Annotated in this window: 16 protein-coding genes; 3 read left to right on the forward strand and 13 right to left on the reverse strand. The window is 62.2% G+C overall.

Translation table 11 applies throughout. The annotated features are described in order from the left end of the window. Nucleotides 1–56 precede the first annotated feature (56 nt). Entirely contained in the window at nucleotides 57–212 is a 156-nt protein-coding gene (locus tag FYB76_RS26620; protein WP_008329375.1) for a hypothetical protein, read from the forward strand. A gap of 121 nt (nucleotides 213–333) precedes the next feature. Here FYB76_RS26620 and FYB76_RS08740 read toward each other — a convergent pair whose 3' ends face one another. The 9 genes from FYB76_RS08740 to FYB76_RS08780 form a co-directional block, all read right to left on the reverse strand. Then, nucleotides 334–750 carry a YXWGXW repeat-containing protein gene (locus tag FYB76_RS08740; protein WP_154133384.1) on the reverse strand — a complete coding sequence of 139 codons (417 nt, stop codon included), beginning with the start codon at nucleotides 748–750 and terminating at the stop codon, nucleotides 334–336. Between the two features lie 90 nt (nucleotides 751–840). Then, nucleotides 841–2,106 carry an alanine transaminase gene (gene alaC / locus FYB76_RS08745; RefSeq protein ID WP_154133385.1) on the reverse strand — a complete coding sequence of 422 codons (1,266 nt, stop codon included), beginning with the start codon at nucleotides 2,104–2,106 and terminating at the stop codon, nucleotides 841–843. A gap of 137 nt (nucleotides 2,107–2,243) precedes the next feature. Further along, complete coding sequence (locus FYB76_RS08750; RefSeq protein ID WP_088754335.1) at nucleotides 2,244–3,515, reverse strand: phenylacetate--CoA ligase family protein; 1,272 nt, start codon at nucleotides 3,513–3,515, stop codon at nucleotides 2,244–2,246. A gap of 14 nt (nucleotides 3,516–3,529) precedes the next feature. Then, nucleotides 3,530–4,387, reverse strand: a complete 858-nt coding sequence (locus FYB76_RS08755; protein WP_154133386.1) for an ABC transporter ATP-binding protein — start codon at nucleotides 4,385–4,387, stop codon at nucleotides 3,530–3,532. Between the two features lie 67 nt (nucleotides 4,388–4,454). Then, the gene (locus tag FYB76_RS08760) at nucleotides 4,455–5,786 is read right to left on the reverse strand and encodes an ABC transporter substrate-binding protein (protein ID WP_195724602.1); all 1,332 of its coding nucleotides are present in this window, start codon (nucleotides 5,784–5,786) and stop codon (nucleotides 4,455–4,457) included. Nucleotides 5,787–5,874: 88 nt separating this feature from the next. After that, entirely contained in the window at nucleotides 5,875–6,951 is a 1,077-nt protein-coding gene (locus tag FYB76_RS08765; RefSeq protein WP_039787190.1) for a branched-chain amino acid ABC transporter permease, read from the reverse strand. Nucleotides 6,952–7,017: 66 nt separating this feature from the next. After that, nucleotides 7,018–7,932: a branched-chain amino acid ABC transporter permease gene (locus FYB76_RS08770; RefSeq protein WP_088754333.1), complete on the reverse strand. Its 915-nt coding sequence runs from the start codon at nucleotides 7,930–7,932 to the stop codon at nucleotides 7,018–7,020. A gap of 70 nt (nucleotides 7,933–8,002) precedes the next feature. Continuing rightward, complete coding sequence (locus tag FYB76_RS08775) at nucleotides 8,003–8,884, reverse strand: ABC transporter ATP-binding protein (protein WP_154133387.1); 882 nt, start codon at nucleotides 8,882–8,884, stop codon at nucleotides 8,003–8,005. A 72-nt stretch (nucleotides 8,885–8,956) separates the two neighbouring features. Next, nucleotides 8,957–10,918, reverse strand: coding sequence for a long-chain fatty acid--CoA ligase (locus FYB76_RS08780; protein WP_154133388.1), 1,962 nt, complete (start codon nucleotides 10,916–10,918; stop codon nucleotides 8,957–8,959). A 268-nt stretch (nucleotides 10,919–11,186) separates the two neighbouring features. Between FYB76_RS08780 and FYB76_RS08785 the strand changes: the two genes are divergently transcribed. Further along, entirely contained in the window at nucleotides 11,187–11,864 is a 678-nt protein-coding gene (locus FYB76_RS08785) for a Crp/Fnr family transcriptional regulator (RefSeq protein WP_034334324.1), read from the forward strand. A 96-nt stretch (nucleotides 11,865–11,960) separates the two neighbouring features. On the opposite strand, the gene FYB76_RS08790 is transcribed toward FYB76_RS08785, so the two are convergent. The 4 genes from FYB76_RS08790 to FYB76_RS08805 form a co-directional block, all read right to left on the reverse strand. After that, nucleotides 11,961–12,422, reverse strand: a complete 462-nt coding sequence (locus FYB76_RS08790) for a response regulator (RefSeq protein ID WP_088754330.1) — start codon at nucleotides 12,420–12,422, stop codon at nucleotides 11,961–11,963. A 294-nt stretch (nucleotides 12,423–12,716) separates the two neighbouring features. After that, nucleotides 12,717–13,367: a response regulator transcription factor gene (locus FYB76_RS08795; RefSeq protein WP_088754329.1), complete on the reverse strand. Its 651-nt coding sequence runs from the start codon at nucleotides 13,365–13,367 to the stop codon at nucleotides 12,717–12,719. Next, complete coding sequence (locus tag FYB76_RS08800; protein ID WP_088754328.1) at nucleotides 13,368–14,831, reverse strand: ATP-binding protein; 1,464 nt, start codon at nucleotides 14,829–14,831, stop codon at nucleotides 13,368–13,370. A gap of 35 nt (nucleotides 14,832–14,866) precedes the next feature. Beyond that, nucleotides 14,867–16,669, reverse strand: coding sequence for a CHASE3 domain-containing protein (locus FYB76_RS08805; RefSeq protein ID WP_088754327.1), 1,803 nt, complete (start codon nucleotides 16,667–16,669; stop codon nucleotides 14,867–14,869). Between the two features lie 473 nt (nucleotides 16,670–17,142). Between FYB76_RS08805 and FYB76_RS08810 the strand changes: the two genes are divergently transcribed. Further along, complete coding sequence (locus FYB76_RS08810; RefSeq protein WP_154133389.1) at nucleotides 17,143–17,625, forward strand: spore coat U domain-containing protein; 483 nt, start codon at nucleotides 17,143–17,145, stop codon at nucleotides 17,623–17,625. The last annotated feature ends 255 nt before the right edge of the window (nucleotides 17,626–17,880 follow it).

Consider the following 17,880-nt stretch of genomic DNA (forward strand, 5'->3'; position numbering starts at 1 on the left):
TCGCAACACGATTCGCACTATCATAGGCCCCAGCGTTCAACCCTCCCGCTACGACAATGAAAAGACTCCTGACCAGCATCCTGATCGCCATCGTCCTGTATTTCCTGCTGCCCTGGATCGGCAAGCTGATTCCCCACTACCGCCTGGCGGTCATCTGCATCACGGCCGGCATCGTCTCCTTCGCCGTCTCCGCGCTCATGGACAAGACCTGACCTCACCTGCGCGAAGCGCCAACGAAAACGGCCGCAACGTCTTCACGTTGCGGCCGTTTCGTTTCATCACTTCAATTCAATTCGATTCAGCTCAATTCACATCAACCAGCGCCTGCGCGCTTCAGCATTCGCCCTTGCGCGCATGGCCCGGCGGGCAGTCGCGTCCGCGTCCCGGACCACGATGGTCGTCGTCAAAATCATCATGACGCGGACCGCGCCCCGGCGGCGGACCACCGCGCCAGCCACCGCGATCCAGTTCCCAGCCACGCGGCCCCTGGCGCCAGACCGGCTGCGCATAGACGTAACCGGGCCGCTCGCGTACCCAGCGGCCTTCACGCCAGATGTGGCGGTAGCCATCCCAATCCCAGAAGCCGGGCGCCCACACGTAGCCGTGGCGCGGCGTCGGCAGCGGTTCTGCACGGGGCGGCGGCGGTGCGCCGATGTTGATGTTCACGGAAACTTGCGCCTGGGCAACCGGCAGCACCGCAGCCGACGCGCCCAGCGCGACGAGGCTGGCGAATATTATTTTTTTCATCATATAGAACAGTCAGGGGGTGAAGATGCTTGTAAGACACACGCCGGGCCCTTGCAGTTCCGGCCTTTACATGGCCAAGGCCCGGCGCGTCCTTCAGCCGCCCTTGGCGTTCTTGAACATGGTCTTGATGCCGCGGATGGCCTGACGGATGCGCGATTCATTCTCGATCAGCGCGAAGCGCACATATTCGTCGCCGTATTCGCCGAAGCCGATGCCGGGCGAGACGCAGACCTTGGCCTGTTCCAGCAGGATGCGTGAAAATTCCAGCGAGCCGAACTGGCGATACGGTTCGGGAATGCGCGCCCAGATGTACATCGAGGCCTTGGGCACATCGACCATCCAGCCCGCCTCATGCAGGCCCTTGACCAGCACGTTGCGGCGTTTTTCGTAATTGGCGCGGATCTCCTCCACGCAGGACTGGTCGCCTTCCAGCGCCGCGATGGCCGCCACCTGCACCGGGGTGAAGCTGCCATAGTCGTGATAGCTCTTGATGCGCGCCAGCGCCGCCACCAGGCGCGCATTGCCGACCATGAAGCCGATGCGCCAGCCGGCCATGTTGTAGCTCTTGGAGAGCGTGAAGAATTCCACCGCGACCTCGCGCGCGCCCGGCACCTGCATGATGGACGGGGCTTTCCAGCCATCGAAGGTGATGTCGGCATAGGCCAGGTCGTGCACCACCAGGATCTGGTGTTCGCGCGCCAGCTTGACCACGCGCTCGAAGAATTCCAGCTCCACGCATTGCGCGGTCGGATTGGAGGGGAAGCCCAGGATCATCATCTTGGGCTTGGGATAGCTCTCCCGCACCGCGCGTTCCAGTTCGTCGAAGAAGTCCACACCCGGGCTCATGCGCACCGAGCGGATGTTGGCGCCGGCAATCACGGCGCCATAGATGTGGATGGGGTAGCTGGGATTGGGCACCAGCACGGTATCCCCCTTGTCGAGGGTGGCCAGCATCAGGTGCGCCAGGCCTTCCTTGGATCCGATGGTGACGATGGCTTCGCTGTCGGGATCGAAGTCCACTTCGTAGCGGCTGCGATACCAGTGCGCAATCGCCCGCCGCAGGCGCGGGATGCCCTTGGAGGAAGAATAGCCGTGGGTATCGGGCCGCTGCGCCACTTCCACCAGCTTCTCGACGATGTGCGGCGGCGTGGGGCCATCGGGGTTGCCCATGGACATGTCGATGATGTCCTCGCCCCGGCGGCGCGCGGCCATCTTCAGTTCGGCGGTAATGTTGAAGACGTAGGGAGGCAGCCGTTCGATGCGCGGGAAGCTGACCGGGAAGGCGTCCGGGGACATGGCAGGGGAAGAGGGAACAGCAGGCGTGCGCGAGGGATCGCGCGAATCGGCGGATTGCGTCATGGGTGTCTTTCACGTAAGCGCCCGGAACCGTCCGAGCGACGTTGGAACCAATGTTCCGATGCCGATTCTATGCGCGAAGCTTCACCTGCACAAGCACAAATCGCCCTGCACCTTCGATCCCCTGCAAGCTCCTTCACTCATTCGTATTTCCGGGCGTCCTCAATGACCTTGCCATCATTGGGCAGGCTGCCCGGCGCCACCAGCAGCACGTCGCCCCGCAGCTTGGTGACCTCGCGCAGGCTGCCAGCCAGCGCATTGACATCAATGGCCGGATCTTCCGGGTCACCCACTTCGCAATGCAGGGTCATGATGTCATTGGCCATCTCGCCCGACACCACCAGGCGCGCCCGCAAGATGTCTCCATGGCGGCGCAGTACGTCGGCCACCTGCGAAGGATGGACGAACATGCCGCGTACCTTGGTGGTCTGGTCGGCGCGCCCCATCCAGCCCTTGATGCGGGTATTGGTGCGTCCGCAGGGAGAGATGCCCTGCACCACCGCCGACAGGTCGCCGGTACCGAAGCGGATGAGCGGATAGTCGGGATTGAAGGAAGTCACCACCACTTCGCCGACCTCGCCCTCGGCCACGGGGTCGCCCGTGCCGGGCCGCACGATTTCCAGGATCAGCGATTCGTCCAGCACCATGCCGGGATGCACCGCGCCCTCGCTCATGGTCTCGTAGGCGATGTTGCCGATGTCAGCCGAGGCATAGAGCTGCAGCACCTGCGGCACGCCGTGTTCATGGAACCAGCTGCGCAGCGACGGCGGCAGTGCTTCGGCACTGACCAGGGCGCGCTGCACGCTGGAGATGTCGGCACCCATCTCGCCCGCCTTCTCGATGATGATCTTCAGGAACGAGGGCGTGCCGACATAGGCATCGGGCTTCAGGGCCGCCATCGCATTGACCTGCAATTCGGTCTGGCCGATGCCGGCCGGAATCACCGCGCAGCCCAGCCGCGCCGCCGCGCCCTCGACCATGAAGGCCGCCGGCGTGAAATGATAGGCAAAGCAGTTCTGCAGGATGTGCCCGCCCTGCAACCCCAGCGCCTTCATCGGGCTGGCAAACCGCCACCAGTCCGCGCCCTGCCCTTCGGGATCGAAGATCGGGCCGGGCGACACGAAGAGCCGCCGCAGTTGCCGCGCCGGGGTCGTGTTCAAGCCGCCAAAGGGGCTCTCGCGGGTCTGCAGTTCCTTGAGGTCGGACTTGCGCGTGACCGGCAATTTCGCCAGCGCCGCGCGCGAGGTGATCGCCCCCGCCTCCACGCCATTGAGGATGCGCGCCCAGCCCGGTGCACCCTGCGCGCGCGCCACCAGTTGCGGCAAGGCGCGCATCAGTTCCTGCTCGCGCTGTTGCGGATCGCGCCGCTCCAGCGCATCCAGTTCGGCCAGTACCTGTGTCGGATCGGACATGATGCCCTCCCCCCTTACGCCAGCCAGCGCTTGCGGCGGCGATAGAACTTCATGTCGCGGAAGTTCTTGCGTCCGCCACCGGAGACGCCCAGATAGAATTCCTTCACATCTTCGTTATCGGCCAGTTCGCCGGCTGCGCCCTCCATCACCACGCGGCCGTTTTCGAGGATGTAGCCGAAGTCGGCATAGCGCAGCGCCACCATGGTGTTCTGTTCGGCCAGCAGGAAGGAGACCTTCTCCTTGCTGTTCAAGTCCTTGACGATCTCGAAGATCTCTTCGACGATCTGCGGCGCCAGCCCCATTGAGGGTTCATCGAGCAGGATCATGGAAGGCTTGGCCATCATGGCGCGGCCAATGGCGGTCATCTGCTGTTCGCCGCCCGAGGTGTAGCCGGACTGCGATTTGCGGCGCACCTTCAGGCGCGGGAAATAATCGTAAATCTTTTCCAGTTCGTGCTTCACCTCGGCATTGCTGATGCCGCGCGTGTAGGCGCCGGTCAGCAGGTTTTCTTCCACCGTCAGGTGACCGAAGCAATGCCGTCCTTCCATCACCTGGATCACCCCGCGCTTGACCAGGTCATTGGGCGTCATGCGGTCCACGCGTTCGCCACGGAATTCGATGCTGCCCTTGGTGACGTCGCCGCGCTCGGCGTGCAGCAGGTTGGAGATGGCCTTCAGGGTGGTGCTCTTACCGGCCCCGTTGGCCCCGAGCAGGGCCACGATCTTGCCTTCGGGCACGTCCAGCGAGACGCCCTTCAGGACCAGGATCACGTGGTCATAGATCACTTCGATGTTGTTGATGGCCAGCGCCTTGGCCACCGCTGCCGTAGCGGCGGAAGGCGCGGCACTGGTCTGGATCGGTGTGGCATTCATGGTCGTTCGCATTCCCAAAAAAGCACCGGCGGCCGTGGGAGACGTGCAGAGCCGCCGGCGCAAGCGCCTACTTCATGCAGGCAGGAGTGATGCCTTTTTCTTTTGCGTATTTCGCGGCCGATGCCTTGAACAGCGGGTGGATCAGGTTCTTGTTGCCCTCGATCCAGTCCGACACCAGCACCCACTTGCTGCCATCCCATTGCTGGATCCTGACCTTGCCCGAACCTTCGTGGTTTTCGCACGAGGTCTTGATTTCAGGCAGCAGGCCGGTGGCGCCCAAGGCCTTCAGACGGGCATCGGTGATGTTGAGGTTTTCAAAGCCCCAACGCACCTGCTCGCCGCTCATGACCTTGCCTTTGCCGTATTTGTCCTGCGCCGTGCGCACCGCTTCCACGGTGGCAATGGCTGCCGAGACGCCACGGTTGTAGAGGATGGAGCCGAGCTTGTTCTTGTCCTGCATGTTGCCCTTGCCCGCGCCATAGACCACCTTGTCGATGTCGGCGATCACGGGCACATCCTTGCCGGCCACGTTCCAGGTCGCAGACAGGTAGCCCTTGGCGGCATCACCGGCGGGGATGGTGTCTTCTTCCGAGCCGGCCCACCAGGAACCGACGATCTTGTCACGCGGATAGCCGACCTTCTGCGCGGCCTTCAGTGCGGTCTGGTTCATCACGCCCCAGCCCCAGAAGATCACGTAGTCCGGGTTCTCCTGGCGGATGCGCAGCCACTGCGCGCCCTGCTCGTTGCCGGGGTGGGCCACAGGGATTTCCACCAGCTTGAACTTGCCGATGGAGGACTCCGCCTGCAGCGCCACGATGGGCTCCTTGCCATAGGCCGAGTCGTGGTACAGGAAGACGATCTTCTTGCCCGCCAGCGAGCCATTGTTCTTGCCGGCCAGGTATTTCACGATGGCCGAGACCTGCATCTGGTAGGTCGTCACCAGCGGGAAGGCGTACGGGAACACCGAGCCATCCACCGCATCGGTACGGCCGTAGCCGATCATCACCAGGGGTACCTTGTCCTCGGCGGTCTTGTCGATGAGCGCATAGGAGATGCCGGTGGCCATGGGGTTGATGGCGGTGCCGCGCGTGACCTGGTTCTTGTTCTTCATGCGTTCGTAGCACTCCACGCCCTTGGCGTTGTTGTACTCGGTCTCGCACTCTTCCCAGGACAGCTTGACGCCATTGACGCCGCCTTCCTTGATGTTGATGTAGTTGAGGTAATCGACATAGCCGCCGTAATACGACTGGCCATTGGTGCCATAGGGTCCGACCCGGTAGCTGGGGATGGCGATGAACTGGTCGCTGGCCTGCGCCAGTACCGGTGCCGCCGGGGCCAGCAGGCTGGCGGCGCAGGCGGTGGCCAGCAGCCACTGCCGCAGATGCTTCATGGTTTTCATGGTCTCGTCTCCTTGTTGTTGTCGTTGCCGACTTTTATCGGAGGCCGGTGTTCCGGTCTCCGCCTACCTCAATACGGTCTTGCCGCGCTCAGTGCGGGAACGGCCACAGGCGCAGTTTTTCCTTGGCGATCTGCCACAGCCGCGCCAGACCGTGCGGCTCGGCGATCAGGAAGAAGATGATCAGGGCACCGAACACCATCATCTGGATGTGCGACACCGTCGCATTGGTGAACGGCAGGTGCAACAGCGACGCCAGCGGCGGCAATGCGTTATCCAGGAAGATCGGCAGCAGCAGGATGAAGGCCGAGCCCAGGAAGGACCCGAGGATGCTGCCCACACCACCGATGATGATCATGAAGAGAATCCGGAAGGACAGGTCCAGCGAGAAACCGTCCGGCTCCACCGAGCCCAGGTAGCAGAAGGCGTACAGGGCACCGGCCACGCCGCAGTAGAAGGAGCTCACGGCAAAGGCGGTCAGCTTGGTGCGCATGAGCGGGATGCCGATCACTTCGGCGGCCACGTCCATGTCGCGCACGGCCATCCAGGCGCGTCCGGTGGAGGAGCGCACCAGGTTCTTGGCCACCAGCGCCAGCACGCTCACCACGGCCAGCACGAACAGGTATTTGCGTACCGGGGTATCGATGGCGATGCCGAAGAAATCGATCTTGGGTGTGCTGATCACGCCCGAGGACGAATTATTGGAGAACCAGGGAAACTTGGTCAGCGCCCACACCACGAAGAACTGCGCCGCCAGCGTGGCCACGGCCAGGTAGAAGCCCTTGATGCGCAGCGAAGGCAAACCGAAGAGCACGCCCACCATGGCCGCACAGGCGCCCGAGAGCAGCAGCGTAGCGACGATGGGAATGCCCTCCACGCGCAGCTGGAAGTTGTAGGCCGCATAGGCCCCGACGGCCATGAAGGCGGCCGACCCCAGCGAGAGCTGGCCGGCGTATCCGGTCAGCACGTTCAGGCCCAGTGCGGCCAGCGCAAACACCAGGAACGGCACCAGGATGGCCGAGAACCAGTATTCACTGCCCAACAGCGGCACGCCCACGAAGGCGAACACCATGAAGAGCGTGAAGATGATGCGATCCTGGCGGATCGGGAAGATCTGGCTGTCGGCGATGTAGCTTGTCTTGAATTGTCCTGCTTCACGGTACAGCATTGCGTTCTCCTTGTTACTGCATGGCACCCATGGCGACATATCGCCAACATTGGAATGAGCACATTGTCATACGCGGTCGATATGTCGCTCGCCGAACAAGCCTTCGGGCCGCACCAGCAGGAACAGCAGCGCGAACACGTAGGGGAACCAGCCCTCGATGCCGCCGAAGTTGCCACCGAAGGCATCCTGCATGACCGGCGGGATGTAGATCTCGGCCAGTTTCTCGGAAGCACCGATGATGAGCCCGCCCACGATCGCCCCGGGAATCGAGGTGAAGCCCCCGAGGATCAGTACCGGCAAGGCCTTCAGGGCCGTCATGGTCAGCGCGAACTGCACGCCATTGCGCGAGCCCCACAGCAGGCCTGCAATCAGCGCCACGAACCCGGCCACGCCCCATACCACGGCCCAGATGTGCTGCAGCGGGATGCCCAGCGACAGCGCCGCCTGGTGATCGTCGGCCACCGCCCGCAGGGCGCGGCCCACCTTGGTCTTCTGGAAGAACAGCGCTAGTGCCGCCACCAGCGCCACCACCATGCCGGAGGCGAACAGGTCGAACTTGGAAATGCCGATGCCGATGCCGTCCATCACCGACTGGATCGGCTCATCGACGATGCCCAGGTCGATAGGCCGCACTTCGCTGCCGAACAGCAAGGGACCCAGCCCTTCTAGGAAAAAGGTCAGGCCGATGGTGGCCATGAAGAGCGTGATGGGCGGCTGGTTGACCAGCTTGCGCAAGACAAAGCGCTCGGTGGCCAGCCCCACCAGGATCATCACCACGAAGGCCCCGATGATGGCCGCCCACATCGGCATGCCCTTCTCCATCAGGCCCACCACCGCCAGCGCGGCGAAATACACCATCGCACCCTGGGCGAAATTGAAGACGCCGGAGGCCTTGTAGATCAGTACGAAACCCAGCGCCACCAGGGAATACATCAGCCCCGAGAGCAAACCGCTCAGGGTGACTTCGAGGAAGAATTGCATGTCGTCTCCTTGCCTGCCATGTCCATATTGTTTTTATTATTTATATTGTTTTCGTCTTCAGCGTTCGTCTTCAGTGGGAAGTCCCGAGATAGGCCTTGATGACTTCCGGATTGCTCATCACCTCATCGGGCGTGCCGTCGCCGATCTTCTTGCCGTAGTCCAGCACCACGACGCGGTCGGAGATGTCCATGACTACGCCCATGTCATGTTCGATGAGCACGATGGTGGTACCGAACTGGTCGTTGACGTCGAGGATGAAGCGGCACATGTCCTGCTTTTCTTCCACGTTCATGCCGGCCATGGGTTCGTCCAGCAGCAGCATGTGCGGCTCAGCCGCCAGTGCACGCGCCAGTTCCACGCGCTTTTGCAGGCCGTACGGCAGGCGTCCCACGGGAGTTTTGCGGATGTGCTGAATTTCAAGGAAATCGATCACTTCTTCGACTTTGCGCCGATGCTCGATTTCCTCGTTGCGGGCCGCGCCCCACCACAGCGCATTGGAAAACAGGCCCGAGCGCATCTTGGTGTTGCGGCCGGTCATGATGTTGTCCAGCACCGTCATGCCCTTGAAGAGCGCGATGTTCTGGAAGGTACGGGCGATGTCCTGGCGCGCGATGCTGCTGGGATGCATGCCCAGGCGCGGCTGGCCGCGATAGAGGATGCTGCCCTTCTGCGGATGGTAGACGCCGTTGATGACGTTGATCATCGAGCTCTTGCCGGCACCGTTGGGGCCGATGATGGCGCGGATCTCATGCTCGCGCACGTCGAAGGAAATGTCGGTGAGCGCTTTCACCCCGCCAAAGGACAGCGAAATGTTCTGTAGGTCGAGGATGACCTCGCCGATGCGTCGGCCATTGGCGGCGACCGCCGGGGCGTCGTCATCGGGGCTGGTCACGGGAGGCAGGCCCGCGGGCAGGATTTCGGAACTCAGGTGTCGTTTCATGATCGGGTTCATTCAGCAGTGGTCTGGTCGGGCTACGCTGCAAGCCGGCAGCGAAGACGCTGCCGGGACGGGACTGCGTGCTGCTCAGGCGGCGCTTTGCAGCGTCTTGAAGGTCTTGGCGTCGGCGATCCTGAGGTCGGCCGAGATCATGCCCTGGCGGCCATCCTCGAACTTGACCTGGGTTTCGATGTACTGCGACGCATGGCCGGCATAGAGCGCCTCGATGAGGACCGCATACTTGTCGGCGATGAAGCCGCGCCGGACCTTGCGGGTACGGGTCAGCTCCTCGTCATCGGGATCGAGTTCCTTGTGCAGGATCAGGAAGCGATGGATCTGCGAATCGGCCAGCAGGGGGTCCGCCACCAGGTCGGCGTTGACCTTTTCCACGCAGTCACGCACCAGGTCGTAGACCGCCGGATTGGCGGCCAGGTCGGTATAGCCGCTGTAAGGCAGGTTGCGGCGCTCGGCCCAGTTGCCTACGGCATCCATGTCGATGTTGATGAAGGCCATGCATTGCTCGCGGCCATTGCCGAAGGTCACCGCTTCCTTGATGAAGGGGAAGAACTTCAGCTTGTTCTCGATGTACTTGGGCGCGAACATGCTGCCGCAGGCCATCTTGCCGACATCCTTGGCGCGGTCGATGATCTTGAGGTGGCCGTCGCTGTCGAAGAAACCTGCATCTCCCGTATGGAAGTAGCCGTCCTGGTCGATGGCTTCGGCGGTGGCATCGGGCCGCTTGAAATATTCCTTCATCAGGCCCGGGGAGCGCACCAGCACTTCGCCATTGGCATCGATGCGCACTTCCACGCCCTTCATCGGGCGGCCTACGCTATCGAGCTTGACGTCGCCCGAGGGCTGCATGCACACCGTCACGCAGGTCTCGGTCATGCCATAGAGCTGCTTCAGGTTGATGCCCAGCGAACGATAGAAGTCGAACAGGTCCGGCCCGATGGCCTCGCCGCCGGTATAGGCCACGCGCAGGCGCGACATGCCCAGCACGTTCTTCAGCGGTCCATAGACCAGCAGGTCGCCGATGGCGTATTGCAGGCGGTCTGCCAGCGACACGCCCGGCTTGCCATCGAGGATGCGCATGCCGACCCGGCGCGCCACCTTCATGAAACCATGGAACATCTTGCGCTTGATCCAGCCGGCGTCCTCGATGCGGATCATCACCTGGGTGAGGATGTTTTCGTAGACGCGCGGTGGCGCAAAGTAATACGTCGGGCCGATCTCGCGCAGGTCCGTCATCACCGTATTGGGCGACTCCGGGCAATTGAGGCAGAAGCCAGCCACATGCTGCTGGGCGAAGGAGTACAGGAAGTCGCCCACCCAGGCCAGCGGCAGATAGCAGAGGATGTCGTCGTCCTCATCCAGGTGATCGAACTCCACCAGCGTGGTGGCGGTGGTGATCATCGCGCGGTGCGAGTGGCACACGCCCTTGGGCTTGCCCGTGGTGCCGGAGGTGTAGAGGATGATGGCCACATCATCGGGCGAGCCCGCCGCCACCTCCTGCTCGAAGAACCCCGGATGCGCACGTTCGTAAGCGCGGCCCAGTTCCTGCACGCGGGCAAAGGACAGCAGCTCGGGCTGATGATAGTTGCGCATGCCACGTTCGTCGTCATAGATGACGTGGGCGATGCGGGGCAGGTTTTCCTTGATCTCGAAGACCTTGTCGACCTGCTCCTGGTCTTCGGCCATGACGAAGTCGACGTTGGCGTCGGCCAGCACGTAGGCCATGTCAGCCGCCGGCGCATCCTGGTACAGCGGCACCGGCATGCCGCCCAGCGCCTGGGCGGCGCTCATGGCCCAGTACAGGCGCGGGCAATTGTTGCCGATGATGGCCAGGCTCATGCCGCGCTTGAATCCCAGCGCGGCCAGGCCGCAGGCAAAGCTGCGTACCTCGTCGGCCACCTGGCGCCAGGTCGTGGTCTGCCAGATGCCCAGGTCCTTCTCGCGGAAGGCCGCCCGCTCGGGGCGTCGTTGGGCATGCGCCAGCAGCAGCCGCGGAAAGGTCGCGGCTTCCTTGTCTTGTCTCGTCTCCACCATTTCCCACCTTCTTGTGCAGGTTCGAAAGATCCGTTTCCTTCATTGGATTGCATGAGGATACGAACCCGGTGTCGGATCAGTCTGTGCTGCCAGGCTTACGCTGCTCTTACTGCGGCAGTCATTGTGTCGGGCATGCCAGCTGTCCTGTCTCTATGATTGGCCAGGCTTTTGCCTGGGCCTTTTTTGCGATGATAGTAGAGGCAGTGGTTGCCAGTGGATGTCATCTCACCGACAATTGACAAAACTTTCGATATTGCGACGCATCATCATGGAGACATCAATTCGACGCATGCTGTCCAAGAGCATCTGGGCGCAGGCGCTGACCGAAGAACAGCTGGCCCGGGTGGAAGCGGAGGTGGTCAGCCGCAAGATTCCGGCCGGGGGCTACGTCTGCCGCAAGGGTGATCCGGTGGCGCACTGGATCGGTGTGCACGAGGGCTTGCTGAAGATGAGCAGCGTCTCGCCCGAAGGCAAGACCGTCTCCTTCGCCGGCATGGCCAATGGCGGCTGGCTGGGCGAAGGCTCGCTGCTCAAGGACGAACCGCGCAAGTACGATGTGGTGGCCCTGCGCGAGAGTGAATTGCTCTACATGCCCAAGGCCACCTATCTCTGGCTGCTGGACAACAGCATTCCCTTCAACCGCTTCCTGGTGACGCAATTGAACGAGCGCCTGGCGCTGTTCATTTCACTGGTGGAGTATGACCGCATGCTGGAGCCGGATGCGCGCGTGGCGCGCTGCCTGGCAGCCCTGTTCAACCCCTACCTGAATCCCGGTATCGGGCTGAACCTGCAGATCTCGCAGGAAGAAGTCGGCAACCTCTCCGGTACTTCGCGCCAGCGTGCCAACCAGGCCCTGCAGGTGCTGGAAAAGGCCGGCCTGCTGAAGGTGGACTATGGCAGCATCACCATCAATGACCTCGAAGGCCTGCGGCAATTTCCGGGATGAAACGCAGCCACGCTCACGCGGCTTGAAGACAGGAAGACATGAGGAAATGAAAAAAGCGCGGCCAGGCCGCGCTTTTTCGTTGGCTTGCCGCGCCGCTCAGGGCGTGGCCTTGGCGAGTTCATCCCCGCGCGCCGGACGATTGCGGTTGCGCCAGTAGATGCCGGTATCGACCACCGTGCCCATGAATTCCTTGGGGTCCGTGGATTTGACAACGTAACCATTGGCGCCGAGTTCGTAGCTCTGGTTGATGTCGCGCTGGTCGTCGGAAGAAGAAAACATCACCACCGGAATGTGCGAGGTGGCCGCATTGGACTTGATGATCTTGAGGAAATCGTGACCGCTCATCAGCGGCAGGTTCAGGTCCAGCAAGATCAGGTAGGGATGCAGGTCGCGGCGGCTCGCATATTCCCCCTGGAAGAAAAATTCCTCGGCCAGCTCCGCATCGGCAAACCAGGTCAGCTTGTCGGCCAGCTTGCGGCTGCCCAGCGCCAGGCGTGTCAACTCGGCCACTTCAGGGCTGTCGTCGACGAGGATGATGTCATATTGCTCGATATCCATGGATGGATCGCTTTCTTCAATTAATTTCAAGCTGGAACATTTATTGTCTGAATGACCATTTCTTGGCCACCCTGTATCGCACCACTGCCGCCCGCCCGGTCCATCCCCCGGACAGCGCCCGGCAGTGAGCTTCACTGCTGCGACTGCACCGCGGCCTCGTTCCAGCATCGGCGGTCTGCTTGAAATACCACTACGGACGCCGATCCCCGTACTGTCAGGGGATTATTGCACAGGCATTTTCAAAAAAAATCAGAAATTTCCTGAATGTGAATATGTCTTCACCCAGGCCCTTTGTCACTTGTCCGGAGTGGCAATGCCGGTACGAATCGCATAGCGCACCAGGCCGGGCACGTCGCGGATGTCCAGCCGCTCCATCAACTGCGCCCGGTGGGTCTCGATGGTCTTGGCGCTGACGTTCAACTGGTAGGCGATCTCCTTGGTATTGTTGCCTTCAGCGATCAACTGCAGGATTTCGCGCTGGCGCGGGGTGAGCACTTCGACGGGGGTCCCGTTTTGTGCAACGCGCTTCATATAGTTGTCGAGCGCCTCGCGCGAGATGTGCGAATCCAGGTACTGGCGCCCATGTTTTACTTCATACAGGGCTTTTTCCAGCTCGGTGGCGGCCGAATCCTTGAACAGATAGCCATTGGCGCCGGCATTCAAGGCCTGCATCACGTATTCCTCGCTGCCATACATGGACAGCATCAGGAAACGGATGGTCGGATAGTCGCCGCGCAGGCGGCGCAGGGCTTCCAGGCCGTTCATGCCCTTCATGGCGATGTCCAGCAGCACCAGGTCGGGCTTGAGCTGGGGGATCATCTCGATGACTTCGGCGCCGTCGGACGCCTCGCCCACCACCTCTACCCCAGGCATGGCGGTCAGCAGCGCCTTGATGCCGCTGCGCACCAGCGCGTGGTCGTCGGCCAGCATGATTCGGGTCAGCATTTACATTCTCCTCACGATAGGGGCGACCGGCAGGTGCATGACGATTTCCGTCCCTGCGCCGGGCGCCGAAGTGATATCCATGGAACCGCCCACCAGCACCGCCCGCTCTTCCATGTTGAGCAGGCCGAAACTGGTGCCGGAAATGGCATTGCTGCGCGCACGCTCGATGTCGAAACCTTTGCCGTCATCGCGGATGCTGAGGTACACCTGGTCCTGCTGGCGGTCGATCTTGACCCAGATGTTCTGGCATTTCGCATGGCGCAGGATGTTGGTGACGGCCTCCTGCACGATGCGAAAGGCGGTGTTTTCGATGTCGTGGTGCAATTGTCCATCATGCCCGCTGCTCTCGAACCAGCCGTTCACGTTGGCCAGCTTGGACTTCTGCTCCACGTAGGAACGCAGGGCGGCAATGAGGCCCAGGTTGTCCAGCTGCGGCGGGCGCAGGTCCAGCGACAGGCTGCGCACCTGGGCCAGCACGGCGGTGACGATGTCGATGCCGTTCTGCAGCGAGGGGCCTTCCAGCGAACCGGTCTTCTTGATGGTTTCCAGGTTGATCTTCAGGGCCGTCAGCGACTGGCCCACATCATCATGCAAGCCGCGCGCCAGGTGCTGGCGTTCGCGCTCCTGCACCTCGATCACGCGCGAGGACAGGATCTGCTGGCGCTGGATGGCCAGTTCCAGCTCGCGCCGCGACTGTTCGCGCTCGGTCACGTCGATGGCCAAGCCGGCCACCATGTCGCCCTTGCCTTCGCCGCTGATCGGGAACCGCACCACATCGAGGATGCGGGCATTGTGGTTGTGGTCGAAGACGGTTTCCTGGGTGTGCAGCTCGCACTTTTCTTCCAGCACCTTGCGGTCGTACTCGCGCGAGGCTTCAGCGCCGCCCGAGGTCATCAGCTCGGCATCGGTCATGCCATCCATGTCATGCGGAGTCATACCGTAGAAGGCGGACTGCGCCGGATTGACGTAGTTGTAGCGCAGTTGCCCGTCCTTGATCCAGGTGGGCATGGGCGCGGCGTTCATGAAGGCATTGAAGCGTGCCTGCATCTCGCGCAGGGCTTGGGCGCTGGCGCGCTGCTTGCGCCGCGCCTGGGCATCGCGCAGCTCGCGGTCCACCGCATGGGGCAGGCGGGCGATGGCGCTTTTGAGGAAATAGTCCTGGGCGCCGGCCTTCATGACTTCCACCGCCGTCTGCTCGCCGATCACGCCGGAGACGATGATGAAGGGCGTCTGGTCATTGTCGGCCTTGACCAGCTTCAAGGCTTCCACGCCGGAGAACATCGGCATGGAGTAATCCGAGATGACGATATCCCAGCGCTGCGCCTGCAGCGCCGCCAACAGGGCCTGTTCGTCGTCGACCCGCTCCCAGGTCGGCTCGAAGCCGCCGCGCTTCAACTCGCGCACCATCAGCACGGCGTCTTCTTCCATGTCTTCGACGAACAGTACGCGCAACGGAATGCTCATGGGACCTTGTTCTCCTTCGGGCTCAGTGGGCCGGTTCAGTTGTCATCGGACGAGCGGCGCGACTCGCCCAGGCTGGGCACCACGCCCTTGCGCGGCAGCGCAAAGTAGAAGCTGGCGCCCTCCTTCGGTTTGCTCTCGGCCCAGACGCGCCCGGTATGGCGTACCACGATGCGCTGTACCAGGGCCAGGCCAATGCCGGTGCCGGCATATTCTTCCTGCCGATGCAGGCGCTGGAAGGTCCCGAACAGCTTGTGGGCGTAGCGCATGTCGAACCCGACCCCGTTGTCGTGCACGCCATAGACGTATTCTTCGGCCGTGGCCTGCATGGTCACGCGCACGCGCGGCTGCTCGCTCTTGCTACTGAATTTCACGGCATTGGAGAGCAGGTTTTCCCACACTTGGGCGATCAGGCCGCGATTGGCCACGGCCCCTTCCAGGCGTGCCACCTCGAACACCACGGCCGGGTTCTCCTGCTGCAGGCCGGCCACCACCTGGCCCACCAGTTCTTCCATCGAGAAGCGCTGCAGGGTCAGCTCGCCGGTGGTGGACTTGGCCAGCTTGAGCAAGTCATTGATGAGCGCGTCCATCTTGCGCACGTTGCGCCGGATCACCTGCAACTGCTCGCGCCCCTTCTCGTCGATGGCGTGGGCGTAATCTTCTTCCAGGATCATGGCATAACCGGAGATGGCGCGCAGGGGCGCGCGCAAGTCGTGCGACACCGAGTAGGAAAAGCTCTCCAGTTCCTTGTTCACATTGTGCAAGTGCTGGGCCTGCCGCTCCAGGTCGGCGTTGAGGGCTTCGATCTCGTCTTCGGCGCGCTTGCGATCGGAGATGTCATAAATCACGGTTCGGCTGATGAGCTTGCTGCGGTCACGGCTGGGGATGGCGGTGGCATTGACCAGCGCCGTGAACTCACTGCCGTCGGCGCGGCGGAAATTGAGGTCGATGCCGCTGATCTCGCGCCTGAGCAGGAACTGCGGATGCAGCTCCCGCAGGTAGCGCTCGGCGCTGGACGGGGCCAGCAGGTCGGCCTGGGTCATGCGGCCTACTACCTGTTCGCGCGTGTAGCCCAGCCACTTGAGCTCGGTATCGTTGATCTTGATGATGCGCTTGTCGGTCTCGTCGACGGAGTGATAGCCGCAGGGGGCGTTGTTGTAGAGGTCTTCGATTTCGTCCGAATAGGCCTGGGCGCGCTGCTGGGCTTCGACCCGGCGCGTCATTTCCTTGCGCAGCTTGCGGTAGACCAGCAGCAGCAAGGCGATACTGAGCAGGCTGCCGGAGATCACCATGAAGATGGTCAGGTTGGCGCTCACGGCGGTGTCATGCGAACGGGTAGCCAGCAAGGCATTCTCGTTGCCCTTCATCTGCTCAAAGCCTGCACGGATGCGTTCGCCCAGCTCCCTGCCCTCGAGCACGCGGGCGCGACCTTCTTCGGGGGTCAGTTCCATCAGCTGGCGCGACATCGTCAGCCGCTGCATGACCAGATCTTCGGTCTGGCCCAGCAGCTCGGCCTGCTGCGGGTTGTCGCTCAGCAGGCGGCGCAGGTCCTGCAGCAACGCGTTGAGGTGGCGCACGCCGGCCTCGAAATTGCTGCGGTATTCCTGCTGTCCCGACAGCGCATAGCCGCGCGACGTGCTCACGGCGTCGCGCACGGTGGAATTGGCTTCTTCCAGCTTGTTGAGCACCGTGTAGCTGTGCTGCAACCACACCGCACGACGCTCGAAGTCTCGCACGCTGTGGTAGGAAAAAGCCGCCACCCCCACCGAGAGCAGCAAGGCCAGCAGGAAGAAGATGCCGGTGCTGGCGCGGGCCAGTCCGCTTTGTCTAGTTATCGGCATGGTTCACGTTTCATTGGTCTGCAAGTCACGCGCCCGGTTTGACAGCCGGTTACCCGGCCACCCGCCCGGAAGCGGCGTGCATGAAGCAAGGCTGCACTCGATCTTCACATGATGCATGTCAGGGAATCGCGCACGGCGAAGCACCGCAACCGGGCCTCGCCCTCTCCCCCGCAGCAGCCCTGCCACCCCGTCTGCGCCAGGGTATCGATGGAGCTGCTGAAGTGTCTCCTTGCTGCCTGTCCCGATATCGGAAGGAGGCTTAACCGATATCAACTGTTTTCTTTCTGTCAGCAAATGGAACCAAGTTCTTCGAATTCATGGAAAAGCTGTTGCGGGAATGCGCCAAGCAAGGCGCTTCAAACGCTGTCCTTCGGCATTTTCCGATTGTTTATTCGAATTAATTCTATAATAGATTCCGGTATTTACCCGTTTTTTCAGGCCGTTGGCCTGGGTCCTGCCGGCGCCCTGTTCCGATGAAACATTCACATTCCCTGCTGCTGGCCGTTGGTCTGCTGTGTTGCGTGAACCTGCAGACGCAGGCCGCCTCGTCGACCGGCAACCTTGATATTTCCGCCATCGTGCCCTCGCAATGCGTGGTGCAGAGTGCCGCCCTGCCCTTCGGCACCTACGCCGCCGGGGCCGTGCAGCAAAATGCCCAGATCGGCGTGCACTGTTCCAATGGCACCAGCTACACCGTGAGCCTGGATGCCGGCAGCGGCGCCAGCGTGGCCAGCCGCAAGCTCAGCACGGCCGATGGCGTCAACACCCTCAATTACGGACTCTACCAGGATGCCGGCCGCACTCGTGCCTGGGGCAACAGCAATGGCAGCGATACGGTCTCAGGGGTTGGCAACGGCAGCAGCCAGAGCCTCGCTGTCTACGGCTACATCCCGGGCGGCCAGACCGTGCGCGCGGGGAGCTACAGCGACGTGGTAGCGATCACCCTGTCCTACTGATCCCCCGTGACTGGTCGGGGTGCGCCGGCTCAGCGCCGGTGACGCAGCAAATGCAATATGCAATGGCGTGGGCTTTCTTCGAAGCCACGCCATTTTTGTATGCCCGCCCACCTGCTCAGCAGTTACCTTACAGAAAACTATTTGTTGATTATTGGTCACATTCGTAGCTGAAATGTAACTCTCTTCACACTTGTTGTCCTGTTTCGTTTTAATCTAGAAAGAAACTGACAATGGTCTGACAACCAGAGTGGAGAT

The organism is Herbaspirillum sp. CAH-3, from assembly GCF_009668275.1.
GTDB lineage: Bacteria > Pseudomonadota > Gammaproteobacteria > Burkholderiales > Burkholderiaceae_D > Herbaspirillum > Herbaspirillum aquaticum.